We start from the raw sequence: 18,496 nt of genomic DNA on the forward strand, positions 1-18,496 counted from the left end.
GCCGACGTGACACCTCACACCGCGGACACACCGAGCGGCGCGCGGGTCCTGGCGGTGGCTAACCAGAAGGGCGGCGTCGCCAAGACCACGACGGTCGCGTCCCTGGGTGCAGCCCTCGCCCAGCGGGGCAAGCACGTGCTGCTGGTCGACCTCGACCCGCAGGCGAGCCTCACGTTCTCCCTCGGTGTCGATCCCGAGGAGCTCGACCTGTCCGTACGCGAGGTGCTGCTCGGCGAGAAGGAGCCGAGCGACGTCATCGTCGTGACGGACGAGGCCGTGCACCTCCTCCCGTCGACGATCGAGCTCGCCCAGGCGGAGGAGACGCTCGCGACCCGCACGGGACGGGAGCAACGGCTGCGTGTCGCGCTGGAGAGCGTGGCCGGCGACTACGACTGGATCATCCTCGACTGCCCGCCCTCGCTCGGCGTGCTGACCGCGGCTGCGCTCACGGCGGCGACGGACCTGCTGATCCCGCTGCAGTGCGAGACGCTCGCGCACCGCGGTGTGGGCCAGCTCCTCGACACGGTGCACGACGTACGGACCTACACGAACCCGGGCCTGCGCATCCTCGGTGTGCTTCCAACGGCCTACGACGGGCGTACGAAGCACGCGCGTGCCGTGCTCGAGGCGATCACGTCGTCGTACGGGCTGGACGTCGTCGAACCCGCGATCCCGAGGACGGTGCGCTTCGCCGAGGCACCCGCGTACGGGCAGTCGATCCTGCGGACGGCAGCCAGCCATCGAGGGGCGCAGGCCTACCGCGACGTGGCCGACGCCCTCCTCGCGTCCTGACCCTACGAGCGCACCCGCGAGTCGTCTGTTGGGCCTCCGAGACCCGCCCTTCTTCACGACCTCCAAACCCCGTACGCTGACCGCGTGACCACGCGCGGTGACCGTCCTGGGAATTCGGGGGGACGACACAGTGCGCAGCGTGCCCGCCGCCGGACCTGGCGGCTGTGGAGCGCCGCGTTCGTGGTCGCAGGCCTCGGTGCGAGCGCGGTCGCGTTCTACGACGACGCGCTGCCCCTGCTCCCGGTCGGCGCGACCGGCGGGACTGCGGCGGCGCCGCTCGCGGGCGAGATCCCGTTCGCCGCAGGCGTCTCCGCCTACACGCCCGAGGTGCCGCCGGCTGTCGAGACGCCGGTCGATCCGCCTGCGTCGCGCAGCGCCGACCGTCCCGCGGTCCCGACGCCTGCACCCAGCCCCGAGCCCGTGGCGACCGCGGCCGCGGCGCCGCCGGCAGTGCCTGCGGTGCCGGCGAAGTCCGGTGAGGGTCGACGCATCGTGTTCTCGATGAGCGAGCAGAGGGTGTGGCTGGTCAAGGCCAGCGAGCGCGTCGCCCGGACGTACGCCGTCTCCGGGAGCAAGCACGACAACCTCGACCCCGGCTCGTACGAGGTCTACTCGCGCTCACGCCACGCGACGTCGTACGACTTCGGCAGCACCATGGACTACTTCGTCCGGTTCACGCGCGGCGACAACGCGCCCATCGGCTTCCACACGATCCCGGTCGACGAGGACGGGAAGGCGCTCCAGACGCGCTCCCAGCTCGGCAAGCCGCTCTCGTCCGGATGCGTGCGCCAGTGGCGCAAGGACGCGATCGCGCTGTGGGAGTTCGCGCCGGTCGGCACGACGGTGGTCGTCGTCGCCTGACGTGCGTCGGGCCTCAGAAACGGCGGTGCCTCAGCGTCCACAGGTGATCGACCTGTGGACGCTGAGGCACCGATCCGTGCGTGGGAGTGGGGTCACTCGCCCCCGTCAGCCGCCACGGGTGCTGCGCCGTCGGCGGAGCTCCCGCTCGAGGGACGACGACGCCGGCGACGACGACGCGGGGCGTCCGAACGCTCCTCGCCGGACTCTGGAGGAGCACCGGCATCGGCAGCGGCAGTAGCCGGTGCGGCCGCACCGGACGACTCGCCACCCGAGGCATCCGCGGTCTCATCGACCGGCTTGCCGCCGCGGGTGCGGCTGCGGTTGCGACGCGTGCGTGCAGGACGCTCGCCGTCGCGGTCGGTCCGCTCGCCGCGGGCCGGACGGTCGGCCTTGGGCGCGACCGGAGCCGGAGGCTTGAGGCGGCCCGTCACGTCGGCGGAGATGCCGAGGTCGTGGAAGACGTGCTCCGACGTCGAGTACGTCTCGACCGGCTCGTCGAAGGGCAGCCCGAGGTCGCGGTTGATCGTCTTCCAGCGTGCCACGTCGGCCCAGTCGACCAGCGTGATCGCGTTGCCGCTCTTGCCGGCGCGCCCCGTCCGTCCGATGCGGTGGACGTAGGTGTTGGAGTCCTCCGGGCAGCTGAAGTTGATGACGTGCGTGACGTCGGCGACGTCGATGCCGCGGGCGGCGACGTCGGTCGCGACCAGCGCGTCGATCTTGCCCTCGCGGAACTTCGCCATCGCCTTCTCGCGCGCCACCTGCGCCATGTCACCGTGCAACGGTGCGGCGTTGAAGCCACGCTCGACCAGGTCGTCGGCGAGGCGCTGCGCCGCGCGCTTCGTCCGCGTGAACACGACCGCGCGACCGAAGTCGTCGGCCTGCATGACGCGGGCGACGATCTCGGGCTTGTCGAGGTCGTGGGCCTGGTAGACGAACTGCGCGGTGGCCGGCACCATCGCCGAGTCCGTGCTGGACTCCGCGCGGATGTTGACCGGGTGCCGCATGTGCGTACGCGCGAGCGCGACGATCGCGCCCGGCATCGTCGCCGAGAAGAGCATGGTCTGGCGCAGCTCCGGCGTGCGCGAGATCAGCGCCTCGACGTCGGGCAGGAACCCGAGGTCGAGCATCTCGTCGGCCTCGTCGAGGACGAGCGCCTTCACGTGGGAGAGGTCGAGCGCCTTGCGCTTGGCCAGGTCGAGCAGGCGACCCGGGGTGCCGATGACAAGCTCGACACCGTTCTCGAGCGCCTCGAGCTGCGGCTCGTACGGGACACCGCCGTAGACGGTGAGCACGCGCGTGCCGCGCTTGGCGGAGGCGGCAGAGACGTCGGCCGACACCTGGAGCGCGAGCTCGCGGGTCGGGGCGATCATCAGCGCCTGCGGCTTGCCGGGCGCCGACAGCATCTCGAACTCGGGGTCGTGCGGGGCGATCGCGCGCTGCACGACGGGGATGGCGAAGGCCAGCGTCTTGCCCGTACCGGTACGGGCCTGTCCGATCAGGTCGTTGCCGAGCAACGCGATGGGGAGAGTCATCTCCTGGATCGGGAATGCATCGATGATGCCCTGGGTCTCCAGGGCTTCGACGATCTCTGGGAGAACGCCCAGGTCTTTGAACGTGGTCAGGGGTCTACTCGTTTTCTTTGTCGAACGTGCCGCGCGTCTTTGGCGGCCTGGTCTCCTGTGGTCGTACGCGGCGCCGGACCCGGCATCGGGACGGCGCATGCACGCGACCGCGCGGCCCGGCGACTGCATTGTGGTGGTTGATCCACGCCTGGGCATTACCAGTCTATCCCCTTGCCCTGACCGGACGGGCAGGCTCGCCCCGGACGCAGGTGGCTAGGCTGCCGTCATGGCCGATTCGACGAGCTCCTCTGACCCTGACGCCGCTGCACGCACGCCGCTGCTCGACGGCGACCCGCTCTACCGCGAAGGCGTCATCGAGCTGCTCGGCGTCATCGCGTACGGCGAGCTGTCGGCCTTCGAGCGGCTCGCCGAGGACGCCAAGCTCGCACCGTCCCTGCGGGACACGGCCGAGCTCGCGCAGATGGCGAACATCGAGTTCTCCCACTTCCTGGGGCTGCGCGACCGGCTGGAGTCGCTCGGGATCGACCCGTACGAGGCGATGGCCCCGTTCGAGGAGAGCTTCACCCGCTTCCACGTCAAGACCGCGCCGGCGGACTGGCTCGAGGGTCTCGTGAAGGCGTACGTGGGCGACGGCCTGGCCGCCGACTTCTACCGCGAGATCGCGGCGTACCTCGACGTCGACACCCGGGCGCTCGTGCTCGACAGCCTGGCGGGGACGGGGGATTCCGCGTTCGTGGTGACGCGGGTGCGCGAGGCGATCGAGGAGGATCCGCGCGTCGCGGGTCGGCTCGCGCTGTGGGGCCGGCGGCTGATGGGCGAGGCGCTGAGCCAGGCGCAGCTCGTGGCCGCGGAGCACGACGGACTCACCGCGGTGTTCGTCGGTGGTGTCGATCGGGCGACGGGGATGGACCTGGCCGCGATCGGGCGGATGTTCGCGCGGATGACCGAGAACCACGCAGCGCGGATGGCCGAGCTCGGACTGCAGTCCTGAGCCCGGCCCCTCCGCTGGTCGAGTCCTAGGACTCGCCGAACCCGACCCGGCGGGCGCCGTCGCCCGAGAACTCGAGGTAGAGCACCTTTTCCACCGGCACCACGACGCTGCGGCCGCGGTCGTCGGACAGCGCCAGGAGACCATCCCCGGTGCCTGCGTCCTTGAAGGCCTGCAGGACCGCGTCCTGGCTCTCCTTGGTCTCCAGCGACAGCTCGCGCGGGCTGTGCTGGACGCCGATCCGTACCTCCACGTCGTGCCTCTCTTCTGTGTCACGGTGCGCACTCCGGGGCTGGAGGCGCAGGTTCACGCTATCTCGGGTCGCGCCGGGTGATCACGCGCGTTCGCTGCGCGCGTACGGGGCGTCAGTCGGCGTCAGGCTCGTCCGTACGGGGGAAGCCGCCGATCCCGCGCCACGACAGGGCGCTGACCATGCCGACCGCCTCGTCCTTGGACAGCGCCGAGCCCTGGTCGAGCCAGTAGCGCGCTCCGACGTGCGCCATGCCGACGAGGCTGACCGCGAGCAGCTCGGCGGCGACCTCGGGAAGGCCGGTGTCGTCGTGGATCACGGCCGCCACCGCCGACGCCGTCTCGGTGTTGACGCGGTCGACGCGCCGGCGTACCTCGGGCTCATTGGTGATGTCGGACTCGAACACGAGACGGAACGCGGCCTGATCGCTCGCGACGTAGCTGTAGAACACGTCGATGGTCGCCTCGACACGCGCCTTGTTGTCCTCGGTGGAGGCCAGGGCGTCGCGGACGGCGTCGACAACCGTGTCGCAGGCCGAGTCGAGCAGCGCGAGGTAGAGCTCGAGCTTGCCCGGGAAGTGCTGGTAGAGGACCGGCTTACTCACGCCCGCACGCTCGGCGATGTCGTCCATGGCCGCCGCGTGGTAGCCGTTGTCGACGAAGATCTCGCGCGCCGCCTCCAGCAGCTGGGCTCGGCGGGCGCTTCGGGGAAGACGGCCGCCCCGGGGACGAGATGTCGTGGTGTCGGTCACGTCCTGATGGTATCCCGGTCCTACTCGCCGGTACGGGGGGCGCGTCGAGGCGTCCGGTTCCGGCCGTACCGGACAGACGCGGTCCGCAGAGCAAGACGGGTGTCCGCTCCTCGGGACGCGCCAGGCATCATGGGTGGAGGCGGCAGTGCCCCGCGGGAACACCGCGTCACCGCACGGTGTTGACGATCCGTACGGGGCACACGCGCCGTACTGACTGCACTGCACCCGACCGAGGAGACGTCGTGTCACTAGCACCCCTGGTCGAGCCCGCTGACGAGCTGACCGTCGACGAGGTTCGCCGCTACAGCCGACACCTGATCATCCCCGACGTCGGGATGGCCGGCCAGAAGCGCCTGAAGAACGCGAAGGTCCTCGTGATCGGCGCCGGCGGCCTCGGCAGCCCCGCGCTGCTCTATCTCGCGGCGGCGGGTGTCGGAACGCTCGGCATCATCGACTTCGACACCGTCGACGAGTCCAACCTGCAGCGCCAGGTGATCCACGGTCAGAGCGACATTGGCAAGTCCAAGGCGCTGTCGGCCAAGGAGTCCGTCGCCGAGATCAACCCGTACGTCCACGTGATCCTCCACGAGGAGCGTCTCGACGTCGACAACGTGCTGGACATCTTCGCCGACTACGACCTGATCCTCGACGGCACCGACAACTTCGCGACGCGCTACCTCGTCAACGACGCGGCCGTGATCCTCGGCAAGCCGTACGTGTGGGGCTCGATCTACAGGTTCGAGGGCCAGGTGTCGGTGTTCTGGGCGCAGGAGGGGCCGCAGTACCGCGACCTCTACCCCGAGCCCCCGCCGCCGGGCATGGTCCCGTCGTGCGCCGAGGGCGGCGTGCTGGGCGTGCTGTGCGCGTCGATCGGGTCGGTCATGGTCAACGAGGCCATCAAGCTGATCACCGGCATCGGCGACCCGCTGATCGGCCGGCTGCTCGTGTTCGACGCGCTCGAGATGCGCTGGACCGAGCTCAAGATCCGCCGCGACCCGAACGGCGAGCCGCCGACGGCGCTGCTGGAGGACTACGAGGCGTTCTGCGGCGTGCTGTCGGACGATGCTGCCGACGCCGCCGCCGACTCGACGATCTCCGTCACGACGCTCGCGGGCTGGCTGAAGGAGCGCGAGGAGGGGACGCGCGACTTCGTGCTCGTCGACGTGCGTGAGCCGAACGAGTACGAGATCAACAAGATCCCGGGCTCGGTGCTCATCCCGAAGGGCGAGTTCCTTGCCGGCAACGCGCTCGAGCAGCTGCCGCAGGACAAGCAGGTCGTCCTCCAGTGCAAGTCGGGCGCCCGCTCGGCCGAGGTGCTTGCGATCCTCAAGGGCGCGGGCCTCGAGGACGCCGTCCACGTCGGTGGTGGCGTCGTTGCCTGGGTGAACCAGATCGACCCCTCGCAGCCCTCGTACTGACGCTGTCCGCGCGTTCGCTGGGGTACCCCACCCGGCGCACGAAGTTCGTTGTCCACAGGCGCGGATCCATGCCCTTCCGGCCACCCGTGAAGACAGGCCAGAGTTCACCGGCATGGATGACCTGCGAATCGTGGCGGAAGCGCGCGGCGGAGGCTTCACCACCGCCGATGCGAAGAGCGTCGGGGTCGGCGGGCGCGCGCTCAGCAGAGCGGTCGAGGATCGGGAGCTGATCCACCTGCGCCGCAGCGGGTACGCGTTCGCTGACACGTACCTCAAGCTGAGCCTCGAGCAACGCTCCCTCGTACGCGCACGGGTCGAGGCCGATCTCAACCCGGGACGCGTCGCGCTCTCGCATCGTTCGGCCGCACTCGAGCATGGCCTCCCGCTCTTCGACTATGACGTGCGGCTCGCCGACGTCGCCCGTCTCGACGGACAGTCCGGTCGCAAGACGTCGAGCGCCCGTCACCACGAGACGGTCGAGGCACGCGAGCTCGTCGAGATCGGCGGACGAACCGTCAGCGCTCTGTCGTGGGCCGTCTGGGAGGTCGGAACGTGCGGCGGGCCGGCCAGCGCTCTCGTGGTCATCGATGCAGCCCTGCACAGCGGCAAGACCGACATGGACGAGCTGATGCGGGTCGGCGAGCACTTCGCTCACGTCAAGGGCTCCCCGGCCGTACGGACTGCGCTCGCGCTCGCCGACGCCAAGGCCGAGTCGCCAGGGGAGTCGTTGACCCGCTGGCTCTGCCACCTCTTCAAGCTCCCCATGCCGGAGTCGCAGGTCGAGGTGTTCGACCCGAGCGGCAGGCTGATCGGCCGGGTCGACTTCGCTTGGGAGGAGTTCCGGCACGTCGTGGAGTTCGACGGCAAAGTGAAGTACGGGCGCGGATTCGACCCGAAGAAGTCGCCGGAGCAGGTCGTGATGGACGAGCGCGCCCGCGAGACGGCGGTCCGTCGCCAGCGGTGGGGAATGACGCGGCTGGTCTGGTCGCAGGTGCATTCGCCGGCGGAGGCGACGGCACGCCATCTGCTGGAGGAGATGACGTGGTCACGGCGGCGTTATCTCGGCGCGTGACGGTCGGGCCGCAAGCCGGCAGCGCCCGCGGTTGGGGTACCCGAACGAACCCGCACCGACCCGAGTGTGCTCAGTGGGGTCGGTGCGCGTTCGCTGGGGTACCCCAGCGAACGGACTGCGTGGGAGGGTGGGCGCGTGGGCGAGGCAGCGCGGTACGGGGGCGAGCAGCCGGAGGCGGAGCCGTACGACCAGGAAGCGTACGCGGAGGCGGTCCTGCGGATCGCCGAGCAGGTTCCGCCGGGGCACGCGGTCTCGTACGGGCAGGTGGCGGCGGCCCTGGAGCGCGGCGGCCCTCGGCAGGTCGGCAAGGTGATGGCGACGTACGGCGCGGCGGTGCCGTGGTGGCGGGTGATCCGCGCAGACGGGACGATGGCCGAGCCGATGCGTGCACGGGCGCGCCAGCACTACCTCGAGGAGGGCACGCCGCTGCGCAGCCGCCTCGACGAGCAGGTCCGCGTCGACATGCGCGCCGCGGCGTACGAGATCCCGAGAAGTGTCGGTCGGCTCTGATCGAATAGTCCCATGACGGACCGCCCCCGGACCCCGGTGTACGTGCCGGTGCCACCGCCCGCCGAGCGTGCTCCCGCACCCGCGCTCGACCCGCACCAGCAGGCGGTCGTCGACCACCCGGGAGGCCCGTTGCTCGTGCTTGCCGGCCCCGGCACCGGCAAGACGACGACGCTCGTCGAGACCGTGGTCGACCGCATCGAGCGCCACGGCCTTGCCCCCGAGCAGGTGCTCGTGCTCACGTTCAGCCGCAAGGCCGCCGAGGAGCTGCGCCACCGTGTCGCCGCGCGGCTCGACCGTACGGTGGCCGCGCCGCTCGCGACCACGTTCCACTCGTTCTGCTACGGGCTCGTGCGCGAGTTCCAGGACCCCAAGAGCTACTCCGAGCCGCTCCAGCTCCTGTCCGCGTCGGAGTCCGACACGCGCATCCGCGAGCTCGTCCTCGGCGGGCTGGACGACCGTACGATCTCGTGGCCGACGCGCCTCGCGCCAGCCCTGCGGACGAGGGGCTTCTCCGCCGAGCTCGAGCAGCTGATGGCGCGCACCCGGGCGCTCGGGCTCGACCCGGTCGACCTCGCCGCCGCGGGCGCAGCGGCCGGTCGTACGGACTGGCAGGCGGCGGCGCACTTCTTCGAGGAATACCTCGACGTCCTCGACGCCCAGAACTTCATCGACTACGCCGAGCTCGTGCACCGCGCCGGCATCATCGTCGCCGATCCGGAGCACCAGCCGGCGCTCCGCGACCGGTTCCGGTTCGTGATCGTCGACGAGTTCCAGGACACCGACCCCGCCCAGGTCGCCCTGCTGCGCGGCCTCGCGGGCGACGGGGGCGACCTGGTCGTGGTCGGCGATCCCGACCAGGCGATCTATGCCTTCCGCGGCGCCGACGTCACGGGCATCCTCGGGTTCCCCGAGCAGTTCCCGACCCGCAACGGCACGCCCGCCCCGGTGGCCTCGCTGCGCAGCACGCGGCGCTTCGGCCCGCAGATCCTCGCGGCGTCGCGCGAGGTCGCCGGGCGCATCCCGCTCGGCCCGCTCGCCGTGCGGGCCCGCAGGTTCCGCGAGCCCGAGCCGGCCGCGGGGACGGACGGCGACGAGGTCTGGGTCCGGACGTTCTCCGACCCCGCGTCCGAGGCCGACCACATCGCGCTCATGCTGCGGCGCGCCCACCTCGAGGAGGGGGTCGACTGGGACGCGATGGCGGTGCTGGTCCGCTCGGGCACGGCGATGCCGCGGCTGCAGCGGGCCCTCGCGGCGGCCGGCGTGCCAGTCGAGGTCGCCGGTGCCGAGGTCCCGCTCCGTACGGAGCCGGCGGTCGGCGCACTCCTGGGCGCGACACAGCTGGCGCTCACCCTGGCCGAGGGGGCCGCGCCTGATCCCGACGAGGTCGAGCGCTTCCTCACCGGACCGCTCGGCGACCTCGACGGGGCTGAGCTGCGCATCCTCTGCCAGCGCCTGCGTCGCCTCGACGGAGTCGACGAGGCCGGTGAGCGTCGCGTGCCCCGCGGGTCCGCGGAGCTCCTGGTCGCGCTGGCGAGGGAGCCGCTGCTCCTCGCCCCGCTCGTCGACCCGTCGGGTCGCGGAGGTCGTCCGGGCGAGATCGCGCGGCGTGCCCATCGCGCGGTGTCGCTCCTCGCCGAGGCGGCGCGCCAGGTGAGCGAGCAGGTGTCGCCGGAGCACGTCCTCTGGACCCTGTGGAAGGGCACCGGCTGGGAGCGCAGGCTCGTCGCCGCGGTCGATGCGGGCGGTGACGACGCACTCTCCGCCCACCGTGACCTCGACACCGTCGTCGCGCTGTTCGCGCTGGCGAGCCGCGCCGAGGAGAGCCAGCGACGGCAGCGCGTGGCGGCGTTCGTCGAGGAGGTCGCCCGCCACGAGATCCCCGCCGACACCCTCGCTGAGCGGGGGCGGCGCGGCTCCGCGGTGCGCCTGCTCACCGCCCACCGGTCCAAGGGCCTTGAGTGGGACCTCGTCGTCGTCGCCGGCGTGCAGGAGGGCACGTGGCCCGACGCCCGCCACCGCGGCACGCTGCTCGCGGCGGAGCGGCTGGCCGCCACGGGCGCCGCGCCCTCGTACGAGGCGGCCGCGCCGTACGCCGCGACGTACGACGCGACCTACGGGGCCACGCCCTCCTACACCGCGCCTCGCGCCGACGTGCGCGCCGCCCCGACGACGGCCGAGCTGATCGCCGACGAGCGCCGTCTCTTCTACGTCGCCGCGACGCGTGCCCGCCGTCGGCTCATCGTCACCGCCGTCGAGAGCGCCGACCCGGACGGCGACCAGCCCTCGCCGTTCCTCGCCGACGTCGCCCGCCACGCGACCCACCGGTCGACGCGTCCGGAGCGCCGCCCGCGCCGCGGCATGTCGCTGCGAGGCGTGATCGCCGAGCTGCGCGAGCTCGCGACATACGCGCCCGACGAGGCCGTCCGCGAGGCCGCGGCGCTGCGGCTCGCACGGCTGAGCACGAGCGGCGTCGAGGCGGCGGTCGCGGCCGACCCCGACCAGTGGTGGGGCCTGCGTGAGGTGTCCATGTCGACCGAGCCCGTACGCCCGGTCGACGAGCCCGTCGCGCTCTCCGGCAGCGCGCTGGACGGGGTCGTGTCGTGCCCGTTGTCGTGGTTCCTCACCCACGAGGCGAAGGGCGAGACGGCCAGCTCCTCCGCGCAGGGCTTCGGCCTGCTCGTGCACGCGCTGGCCGCTGACGTCGTCCGCAGCGGCGCGGCGGCCGATCCCGCCGGGCTCGACGCGTCGCTCGACGCCGTCTGGGACCGGCTCGGCTACGCCGCCCCGTGGATCGCCCAGCGCGAGCGCGAGGAGGCGCGGGTCGCGATCGGGCGCTTCGCGACCTGGCACGCCGAGCAGGAGGCGGCCGGCGTACGCCGCCCGCTGGCCGCCGAGCACGAGTTCTCGGTGACCTTCGGCGTCGGCGACGACGAGGTGACGCTGCGCGGCTCGATGGACCGGGTCGAGGTCGACGCCGCCGGGCTCGTCCACGTCGTCGACTTCAAGACCGGCAAGCGGGCGCCGACGGGCGGCGAGATCGCCGAGCACGCCCAGCTCGGCGTCTACCAGGTCGCCGTCGAGCAGGGCGCGGTCGAGCAGATCCTCCGCCGGCGCGCTCGCAGCGGCGGCGCCGAGCTGGTGCAGCTTCGCGTCGCCGACTCGGCCAAGCGCGCCGACCGTCCCAAGGTCCAGCCGCAGGACCGTCCCGACGAGGAGGAGCCGTTCTTCGCGTACGGCGCACTCTCCGACGCCGTGCGCACGATCCGTACGGAGCAGTGGGTCGCGACCCCGAGCCCGAAGGCCTGCCAGTTCTGCTCGTTCGCGCGGGTGTGCCCGGCGAAGGCCGAGGGCGCCTCGGTCCTCGACATGGTCGCTCAGGGCGTGCGGGCCTGTGGGGTCGTGAGCGAGGGCGAGGCGTCGTGACCGCACCACTGCCGCTGCTGATCCGCGACGCCGACCACCTGCGCGAGATCCTCGACATCCCGTTCTCGGCCGAGCAGATGGCCGCGATCCAGGCCCCGACCGACCGGCCGAGCGCGATCATCGCCGGTGCCGGCTCCGGCAAGACGACCGTGATGGCGGCACGCGTCGTGTGGCTCGTCGGCCACGAGGGAGTGCTCCCCGGCTCGGTCCTGGGGCTGACGTTCACCAACAAGGCGGCCGCCGAGCTCGCGCACCGCGTCCGCCAGGCGCTCGAGACCCTTGCGCGTGACGCGGGCGTGCCCGACCTGCTCGAGCGCTACGGCACGCCGACCGTCTCGACCTACCACGCATACGCCGGGACGCTCATCACCGAGTACGGTCTGCTGCTCGGCTTCGAGCCCGATCTGCGGATCACCACCGACGCGTCGCGGTTCCAGCGGGCGTTCCGTGCGATCGCCTCGTACCCCGGCCCTCTCGCGCACACGACCACCTCGATGCCCGACCTCGTGGGCCAGGTGCTCGGGCTCGACGGCCAGATGGCCGAGCACCTCGTGACCCCCGACGAGGTCCGGGCGTGCGACGCCGAGCTGCGCGTCGACGTGGAGCGGGCGGTCATCGAGACCAAGAAGCTCAAGCTCCACGACGACCTCGACGCCACGACCCGTCGCCGCGACGAGCTGGTCTCGTTGGTCGAGCGCTATCGCGACGCCAAGGCCGAGGCAGGCGTGGTCGACTTCTCTGACCAGATGGAGCGCGGGGCGCGCCTCGCGGTGGAGTGCGCAGAGGTGTCGCGGTCGCAGCGCGAGCGCTTCGCGGTCGTGCTCCTCGACGAATACCAGGACACGTCCGTCGCCCAGCGCGACATGCTCCAGGGGCTGTTCTCCGGCGAGGACGGCGAGGGGCTCGGCCACTGCGTCACCGCCGTGGGCGATCCGTGCCAGGGCATCTACGGCTGGCGCGGGGCGGCGGCCAGCAACCTCACCGCGTTCCTCGAGGACTTCCCGGCCGACCCGCAGCGGGCGGCTCAGGGGAGCCTGTTCCACCTGCGGGTCAACCGCCGCAGCCGCGCCGAGATCCTCGACGTCGCCAACCGCGTGGCCGCGCCCTACTACCAGGTCACCGAGGTCGTACGCCCGCTCGTGCCCGCCGAAGGGACGGAGGGCGGCACGGTGCGTGCCGCCGTCCACGAGACCGTCGTCGACGAGATCGGCTGGCTCGTCGACGAGGTCGTCGCCGCGCACGAGGGCCGTGACGGCGAGCCGACCCAGTGGTCCGAGATTGCGGTGCTCGTCCGTACGCGGTCCGAGATCCCGTCGCTCGTCGCCTCGCTGCGCGGACGTGGCGTCCCCGTCGAGGTCGTGGGGCTGGCCGGTTTGCTGAGCCAGCCCGAGGTGTCTGACGTCGTCTCGGCGCTGCGGGTGCTCGCCGACCAGACCGCCAACGCCGCGCTGCTCCGGCTGCTGACCGGGCCGCGCTGGCGCATCGGGCCCCGCGACCTCGCGCTGCTCGGCAGGCGCGCCCGCGTGCTCGTGGGCGGTGTGCACGACGTCGAGGCGGAGACGCTCGCCGACGAGCTCGAGCGCGCGGTCCGCGGCACCGACCCGTCTGAGGTGGTGTCGCTCGCCGATGCGGTCGACAGCCCCGACGACGACCGCCTGCGCCTCCCTTACTCCTCGGAGGCACGTCAGCGCTTCGCCGAGATCTCCCGTCTGCTGCGCCGCCTCCGTCGGCGGGCCAGCGGATCGCCCGCCGATCTCCTGCGGCAGGTCGTCACGGCGCTCGGGATCGACGTCGAGCTGGCGTCGACCCCGGGGTCGGCTGCCCAGGTCGCGCAGGACAACCTCGCGAGGCTGCACGACGTCGTCGCCGACTTCGTAGCCAACGACCCGTCGGCGTCGTTGTCCGCGGTGCTGGCCTATCTCGACGCCGAGGAGCGCTTCAACGACGGGCTGGAGGTCGCCTCCCCGTCCGACGCCCACTCGGTCAAGCTGCTCACGGTCCACACCGCAAAGGGCCTGGAGTGGGACGCGGTCTTCGTCCCGTTCCTCACCGCCGACGTGTTCCCCTCGCCGCGCTCGCGCCCCGCGTGGACGAGCGTCGCGCACGCGCTGCCGCACGACCTGCGAGGCGACGGAGCCGAGCTGCCGGTGATCGAGGAGCTGAGCCGCGCCGGCGACAAGGACTTCCGGGCGGCGATGCGGGCCGACGCGCAGATGGAGGAGGTACGCCTCGGCTACGTCGCCTTCACCCGGGCGCGCCGGCTCCTGGTCACGAGCGCGAGCCGGTGGAGCCGTACGCGGCAGGCCGCGTCCGACCCGAGCCCGTTCCTCGAGACCGTCGCCACCTGGTTGCGTGGCCGCGGGAGCGAGCCCGAGCTGTGGACCCCGGCGCCGGACGACGACGCGGACAACCCCCTGCGCGGACGTTCCGAGGCCGTGGCGTGGCCGGTCATGCCGGATGCCGACGAGCTCGCGCTTCGCCGGGAGGCCGCGGCACTCGTACGGCGCTTCGCCGCCGCGAGTCCGCCGGTCGAGCCTGTCGGTCTTCCGTCGGTCGAGCCTGTCGAGACCCCCGCCCCTCCGTCGGTCGAGCCTGTCGAGACCCTCGATCCCGCCGCCGCAGCGCGCTTCGACGTCCTCGACGAAGAGATCGAACGCCTCCTCGCCGAGGCCCGCCGCGAGCGCGCCGAGACGGTCGAGGTCCCGCTGCCGCCCCACCTGTCGGCGACGTCGCTGATCGCGCTCGACAAGGATCCGGCCGCGTTCGCCCGCAGCCTCGCGCGGCCTCTCCCGCGCCCGCCGGCGCCGTCCGCGCGCTTCGGCACGCGCTTCCACGCCTGGGTCGAGGCGCACTTCTCCCAGCAGAGCCTGATCGGCGATGACGAGCTGCCAGGCCGCGACGAGACCGACATCGTGGATGAGCTCGAGCTCGCTGAGGTCATCCGTGCCTTCGAGTCCGGGCCGATGGGCGACCGTGTCCCGTACGCGATCGAGGAGCCGTTCACGCTGCGCCTCGGCGGCCAGCTCGTCAACGGCAGGATCGACGCGGTCTATCGCACGCCCGACGGGTTCGAGGTCGTCGACTGGAAGACGAGCCGGCGCGCGACCTCCGATCCGCTCCAGCTCGCCGTCTACCGGCTCGCGTGGGCCGAGAAGCACGGCATCGCCCTCGAGCGGGTGACGGCGGCGTTCCACTACGTACGCCTCGGCACCACCGTTCGTCACGACGACCTGCCTGATCGCGCGGCGCTGGAGGCGCTCGTACGCCCGAGCGTGAGTTGAGCGCGTGGCGGCGTAGGCTCGGCGCCGTGACTGAGGGATTCACGTTCGCCGACGGCGCTTACAACCGGCACTCCGAGCGGCGCGTGGACGACGCGTTCATGGACGCGCTCTGGGCCGACCCGAAGACTCCGGTGCTCGTCGTCGGAGGCGAGCACCTGGCCGCCGACGCGGACGGGCTCGTGTGGCGCAGCCCTGCCGACGTGCCCGACGGCGACCGCCTCTATCTCGGCACGGTCGACGGCACTGAGTACGCCGCGGTCATGGTGCGCCGCGTGCCCGAGCCGAGCCGGCCGCTGCGCGCGGTGGCCACGTCGCTGCCGCTCGCGCAGGCACGCCTTGCCGTCCACGCCGTCGGCGTCGCGCAGTGGCACCGGACCCACCCGCGGTGCGCACGCTGCGGATCCCCGACCGACGTCGTCGAGGGCGGGCACGTGCGGCGCTGCCCCGAGTGCGGCGCGCAGCACTTCCCTCGTACCGACCCGGCCGTCATCATGCTCATCACCGACGACGCCGACCGGGCGCTGCTCGGGCGCCGGCCCGACTGGCCCGCCACTCGCTTCTCCACGCTCGCGGGGTTCGTCGAGCCGGGAGAGTCGCTCGAAGACGCGGTGCGCCGCGAGACGTGGGAGGAGGCCGGGGTCGAGGTCGGCGAGGTCTCGTACGCGGCCAGCCAGCCGTGGCCGTTCCCGTCGAGCCTGATGCTCGGCTTCTTCGGCCGCGCCCGTACGACGCGGATCGCCGTCGACGGTACGGAGACCGCGGACGCGCGTTGGTTCGGCCGCGACGAGGTCACCCGGATGACCGCGTCAGGCGAGCTGGACCTGCCGGGGACGCTGTCGATCTCGCGCTGGCTCATCGAGCGCTGGCACGGCGGCCTCGTCCACGGTGAGTGGCGCTGACGGAGAGGTCAGACGCTCAGGGCCTCGAGCTGCGCCTTGACCTGCGCGACCGACGGGTTGGTGAGCGCGCTGCCGTCGGCGAACACGAGCGTCGGCACCGTCTGGTTGCCGCCGTTGGCCTGCTCGACGAGGAATGCGGCCTCTTCGTTCTGCTCGATGTCGACCTCGTCGAACGCGATGCCCTCGCGTTCGAGCTGACCCTTGAGGCGCTTGCAGTATCCGCACCAGGGCGTCGAGTACATCGTGAAGCTGCCAGTGGTCATCGGGGGGACTCCTCTGTCGGGCGGGGATCAGTCGTGAGCGGGGGCGCGCCCACCCAGAGGAACAGTACGGAGGGGTGGGAGATTCCCCGATTCTGCGACGTGCCGACCGGCGGCGTCGTCCACACGGGTGAACGGGGCCGAGGATCGTGTCCTCCACTCCAACTACGCTGGATCCTGAGCCGCTCCACCCACCCCGATCTCCGAGGAGACCCGTGCCGTCCGCCGACAGCCTGCTCGACGCCCTCGACCCCGAGCAGCGTGAGGTCGCACTCGCCCTGCGCGGCCCAGTCTGCGTGATCGCCGGCGCGGGCACCGGCAAGACGCGCGCGATCACCCACCGCATCGCGTACGGGACGGCGACCGGCGTCTACAAGCCGACCGAGGTCCTCGCGGTGACCTTCACCGCGCGCGCCGCCGGCGAGATGCGCGGGCGGCTGCGTCAGCTCGGCGCCGAGGGCGTGCAGGCCCGCACGTTCCACGCGGCGGCGCTGCGCCAGATCGGCTACTTCTGGCCCAAGCTGTACGGCAACCGGCTGCCGGAGCTGATCGCGTCCAAGATCCCGCTGGTCGCCGAGGCGGCCAAGCGGTGCCGCGTCCAGACCGACTCGGCGATGCTGCGCGATCTCGCGGCCGAGATCGAGTGGGCCAAGGTCTCCAACGTCCGTCCCGACGACTACCCGAGGCTCGCGCCCGACGCGCACCGCGGTCTGGACGCCGTCGACGACGCGACCGTCGCGCACGTGATGGCCGCGTACGAGGAGGTCAAGCGCGACCGCGGACGCATGGACATGGAAGACATCTTGCTCTGCACCGTCTCGATGCTCGCCGAGCACGAGCGGGTCTCGGCCGAGGTCCGCCGCCAGTACCGGTGGCTCGTCGTCGACGAGTACCAGGACGTCAACCCGCTCCAGGCGGCCCTCCTCGAGCAGTGGCTCGGAGGGCGCGACGACATCTGCGTGGTCGGCGACCCGCTGCAGACGATCTACTCGTTCGCCGGTGCCTCGCCCAAGCACCTCAACGACTTCGCCAAGACGCACCCCGGCGCACGACGCATCGAGCTGGTCCGCAACTACCGCTCGACGCCTCAGGTCGTGGCCGCGGCCAACGCCGTCTTCGCCCGTGGGCAGCGCGAGGGCGTCGTGCTCCAGGCGCAGCGCGACCCCGGCCCCGCCGTCACGTACACCCCTTATTCGGACGAGGTGGCCGAGGCCGAGTCCACCGCCGCGCAGATCCTCCAGCTCCGCGAGGGCGGCACCCCGCTGCGCGAGATGGCGATCCTGTTCCGCACCAACGCGCAGTCCGGCGCGTACGAGGAGGCGCTTGCGGCACGCAACCTCCCGTACGTCGTGCGCGGCGTCGAGCGGTTCTTCGACCGGGCCGAGGTGCGGCAGGCGGTCACGCTGCTGCGCGGCCAGGCCCGTGGCGGTGACGTCGGCGACGAGGGTCTTGTCTCTGACGTGCGTGCGGTGCTCGCGACGATGGGCTACACCGAGACCGCGCCGACGTCGGCGGGTGCGCAGCGCGACCGGTGGGAGTCGCTGCACGCCCTGGTGTCGATGGCCGCTGACCTCGAGTCCGCACAGCCCGGCGCCGACCTGACCGCGCTCGTCGACGACCTCGACCGCCGCGCGAAGCACGCTCACGCCCCGATCGCGGAGGGTGTGACCCTGACGACGCTCCACGCGGCGAAGGGGCTGGAGTGGGACGCGGTGTTCCTCGTCGGCATGCAGGAGGGCACGGTCCCGATTGCTTACGCGACCGATGACAAGGGGGTCGTCGAGGAGCGGCGGCTGTTCTACGTCGGCGTGACTCGTGCGCGTCATCGGCTCGAGATCTCGTGGTCGCTCTCCCGCAACCCCGGTGGCCGGGGGAGCAGGCGCCCGAGCCGGTTCCTCGACGGTCTGCGGCCGGCTGATGCCGAGCCGACCGGCGGGGGCGCGCGCACGCGCCGTACGCGCAAAGAGCGCAGCATCGCCCGCTGTCGCACCTGCGAGGCCGTGCTCTCGACCGGCGCCGAGCGCAAGCTGGGGCGCTGCCTCGACTGTCCGTCGACCTACGACGAGGAGCTGTTCGAGCGCCTGCGCGGATGGCGCAGCGAGCAGGCGAGCACCCAGAAGGTCCCCGCGTACGTCGTGTTCACCGACGCCACGCTGACCGCGATCGCCGAGGTACGCCCGCGCGAGGCGACCGATCTGCTCAAGGTCCCGGGCGTCGGACGCACCAAGCTGGAGCGGTACGGCGCCGAGGTGCTCGAGCTCTGCGGTGAAGGATAGGTTTCGCATCCTTGCCGAGTGACGACGGCAGGAATTTTTTCCAAACTCGTCATTAATTGGTTTGCGCCTTGTCGCAAGACGGGCGTAGGGTTTTGACTCGTCAGCCCGGATCGACTTGAGAGAGGAGCGTGT

The 18,496-nt window shown here is 72.0% G+C and carries 14 protein-coding genes; 10 read left to right on the forward strand and 4 right to left on the reverse strand.

The window, feature by feature from the left end; all coding sequences use genetic code 11:
• Positions 1–6 precede the first annotated feature (6 nt).
• Entirely contained in the window at positions 7–792 is a 786-nt protein-coding gene (locus tag HCT63_RS06185) for a ParA family protein (RefSeq protein WP_243842903.1), read from the forward strand.
• Positions 793–876: 84 nt separating this feature from the next.
• Positions 877–1,653, forward strand: coding sequence for a L,D-transpeptidase (locus tag HCT63_RS06190; RefSeq protein WP_167002059.1), 777 nt, complete (start codon positions 877–879; stop codon positions 1,651–1,653).
• Positions 1,654–1,745: 92 nt separating this feature from the next.
• Here HCT63_RS06190 and HCT63_RS06195 read toward each other — a convergent pair whose 3' ends face one another.
• Entirely contained in the window at positions 1,746–3,275 is a 1,530-nt protein-coding gene (locus HCT63_RS06195; RefSeq protein ID WP_347877921.1) for a DEAD/DEAH box helicase, read from the reverse strand.
• A gap of 226 nt (positions 3,276–3,501) precedes the next feature.
• Here HCT63_RS06195 and HCT63_RS06200 point away from each other — a divergent pair, with 226 nt between their 5' ends.
• Complete coding sequence (locus tag HCT63_RS06200) at positions 3,502–4,227, forward strand: ferritin-like fold-containing protein (protein ID WP_167002063.1); 726 nt, start codon at positions 3,502–3,504, stop codon at positions 4,225–4,227.
• A 25-nt stretch (positions 4,228–4,252) separates the two neighbouring features.
• Here HCT63_RS06200 and HCT63_RS06205 read toward each other — a convergent pair whose 3' ends face one another.
• Positions 4,253–4,477, reverse strand: coding sequence for a DUF3107 domain-containing protein (locus HCT63_RS06205; RefSeq protein WP_167002065.1), 225 nt, complete (start codon positions 4,475–4,477; stop codon positions 4,253–4,255).
• A gap of 112 nt (positions 4,478–4,589) precedes the next feature.
• Positions 4,590–5,225 carry a TetR/AcrR family transcriptional regulator gene (locus tag HCT63_RS06210; RefSeq protein WP_167002067.1) on the reverse strand — a complete coding sequence of 212 codons (636 nt, stop codon included), beginning with the start codon at positions 5,223–5,225 and terminating at the stop codon, positions 4,590–4,592.
• 242 nt (positions 5,226–5,467) lie between these two features.
• Between HCT63_RS06210 and moeZ the strand changes: the two genes are divergently transcribed.
• The 6 genes from moeZ (at position 5,468) to nudC (ending at position 15,828) form a co-directional block, all read left to right on the forward strand.
• A complete protein-coding gene (gene moeZ, locus HCT63_RS06215) occupies positions 5,468–6,643 on the forward strand; it encodes an adenylyltransferase/sulfurtransferase MoeZ (RefSeq protein WP_167002069.1) in 1,176 nt (391 codons plus the stop codon).
• A 112-nt stretch (positions 6,644–6,755) separates the two neighbouring features.
• Positions 6,756–7,715 carry a hypothetical protein gene (locus HCT63_RS06220; protein ID WP_167002071.1) on the forward strand — a complete coding sequence of 320 codons (960 nt, stop codon included), beginning with the start codon at positions 6,756–6,758 and terminating at the stop codon, positions 7,713–7,715.
• A gap of 135 nt (positions 7,716–7,850) precedes the next feature.
• Positions 7,851–8,225 (forward strand): MGMT family protein, encoded by a 375-nt coding sequence (locus HCT63_RS06225; RefSeq protein WP_167002073.1) that lies wholly within the window; start codon positions 7,851–7,853, stop codon positions 8,223–8,225.
• Between the two features lie 12 nt (positions 8,226–8,237).
• Positions 8,238–11,648, forward strand: a complete 3,411-nt coding sequence (locus HCT63_RS06230; protein WP_167002075.1) for an ATP-dependent DNA helicase — start codon at positions 8,238–8,240, stop codon at positions 11,646–11,648.
• Positions 11,645–14,929 carry an ATP-dependent DNA helicase gene (locus HCT63_RS06235; RefSeq protein ID WP_243842905.1) on the forward strand — a complete coding sequence of 1,095 codons (3,285 nt, stop codon included), beginning with the start codon at positions 11,645–11,647 and terminating at the stop codon, positions 14,927–14,929. The genes HCT63_RS06230 and HCT63_RS06235 overlap by 4 nt, the downstream gene beginning before the upstream one ends.
• A gap of 26 nt (positions 14,930–14,955) precedes the next feature.
• Positions 14,956–15,828, forward strand: a complete 873-nt coding sequence (nudC, locus tag HCT63_RS06240; RefSeq protein ID WP_243842906.1) for an NAD(+) diphosphatase — start codon at positions 14,956–14,958, stop codon at positions 15,826–15,828.
• Positions 15,829–15,836: 8 nt separating this feature from the next.
• Here nudC and HCT63_RS06245 read toward each other — a convergent pair whose 3' ends face one another.
• On the reverse strand, positions 15,837–16,091 hold the full coding sequence (locus HCT63_RS06245; protein WP_167002077.1) for a mycoredoxin: 255 nt from the start codon (positions 16,089–16,091) through the stop codon (positions 15,837–15,839).
• A gap of 212 nt (positions 16,092–16,303) precedes the next feature.
• On the opposite strand from HCT63_RS06245, the gene HCT63_RS06250 reads away from it, so the two are divergent.
• Positions 16,304–18,364 carry an ATP-dependent DNA helicase UvrD2 gene (locus HCT63_RS06250; protein ID WP_167002079.1) on the forward strand — a complete coding sequence of 687 codons (2,061 nt, stop codon included), beginning with the start codon at positions 16,304–16,306 and terminating at the stop codon, positions 18,362–18,364.
• The last annotated feature ends 132 nt before the right edge of the window (positions 18,365–18,496 follow it).

It is taken from the genome of Mumia sp. ZJ430, from assembly GCF_011751845.1.
In the GTDB taxonomy this organism is placed as follows: Bacteria; Actinomycetota; Actinomycetes; order Propionibacteriales; family Nocardioidaceae; genus Mumia.

Coding starts and splice junctions, on each gene's coding strand:
- HCT63_RS06200 (WP_167002063.1), top strand. CDS start 3,502: ATGGCCGATTCGACGAGCTCCTCTGACCCTGACGCCGCTGCACGCACG.
- HCT63_RS06220 (WP_167002071.1), top strand. CDS start 6,756: ATGGATGACCTGCGAATCGTGGCGGAAGCGCGCGGCGGAGGCTTCACC.
- HCT63_RS06230 (WP_167002075.1), top strand. CDS start 8,238: ATGACGGACCGCCCCCGGACCCCGGTGTACGTGCCGGTGCCACCGCCC.
- HCT63_RS06245 (WP_167002077.1), bottom strand. CDS start 16,091: ATGACCACTGGCAGCTTCACGATGTACTCGACGCCCTGGTGCGGATAC.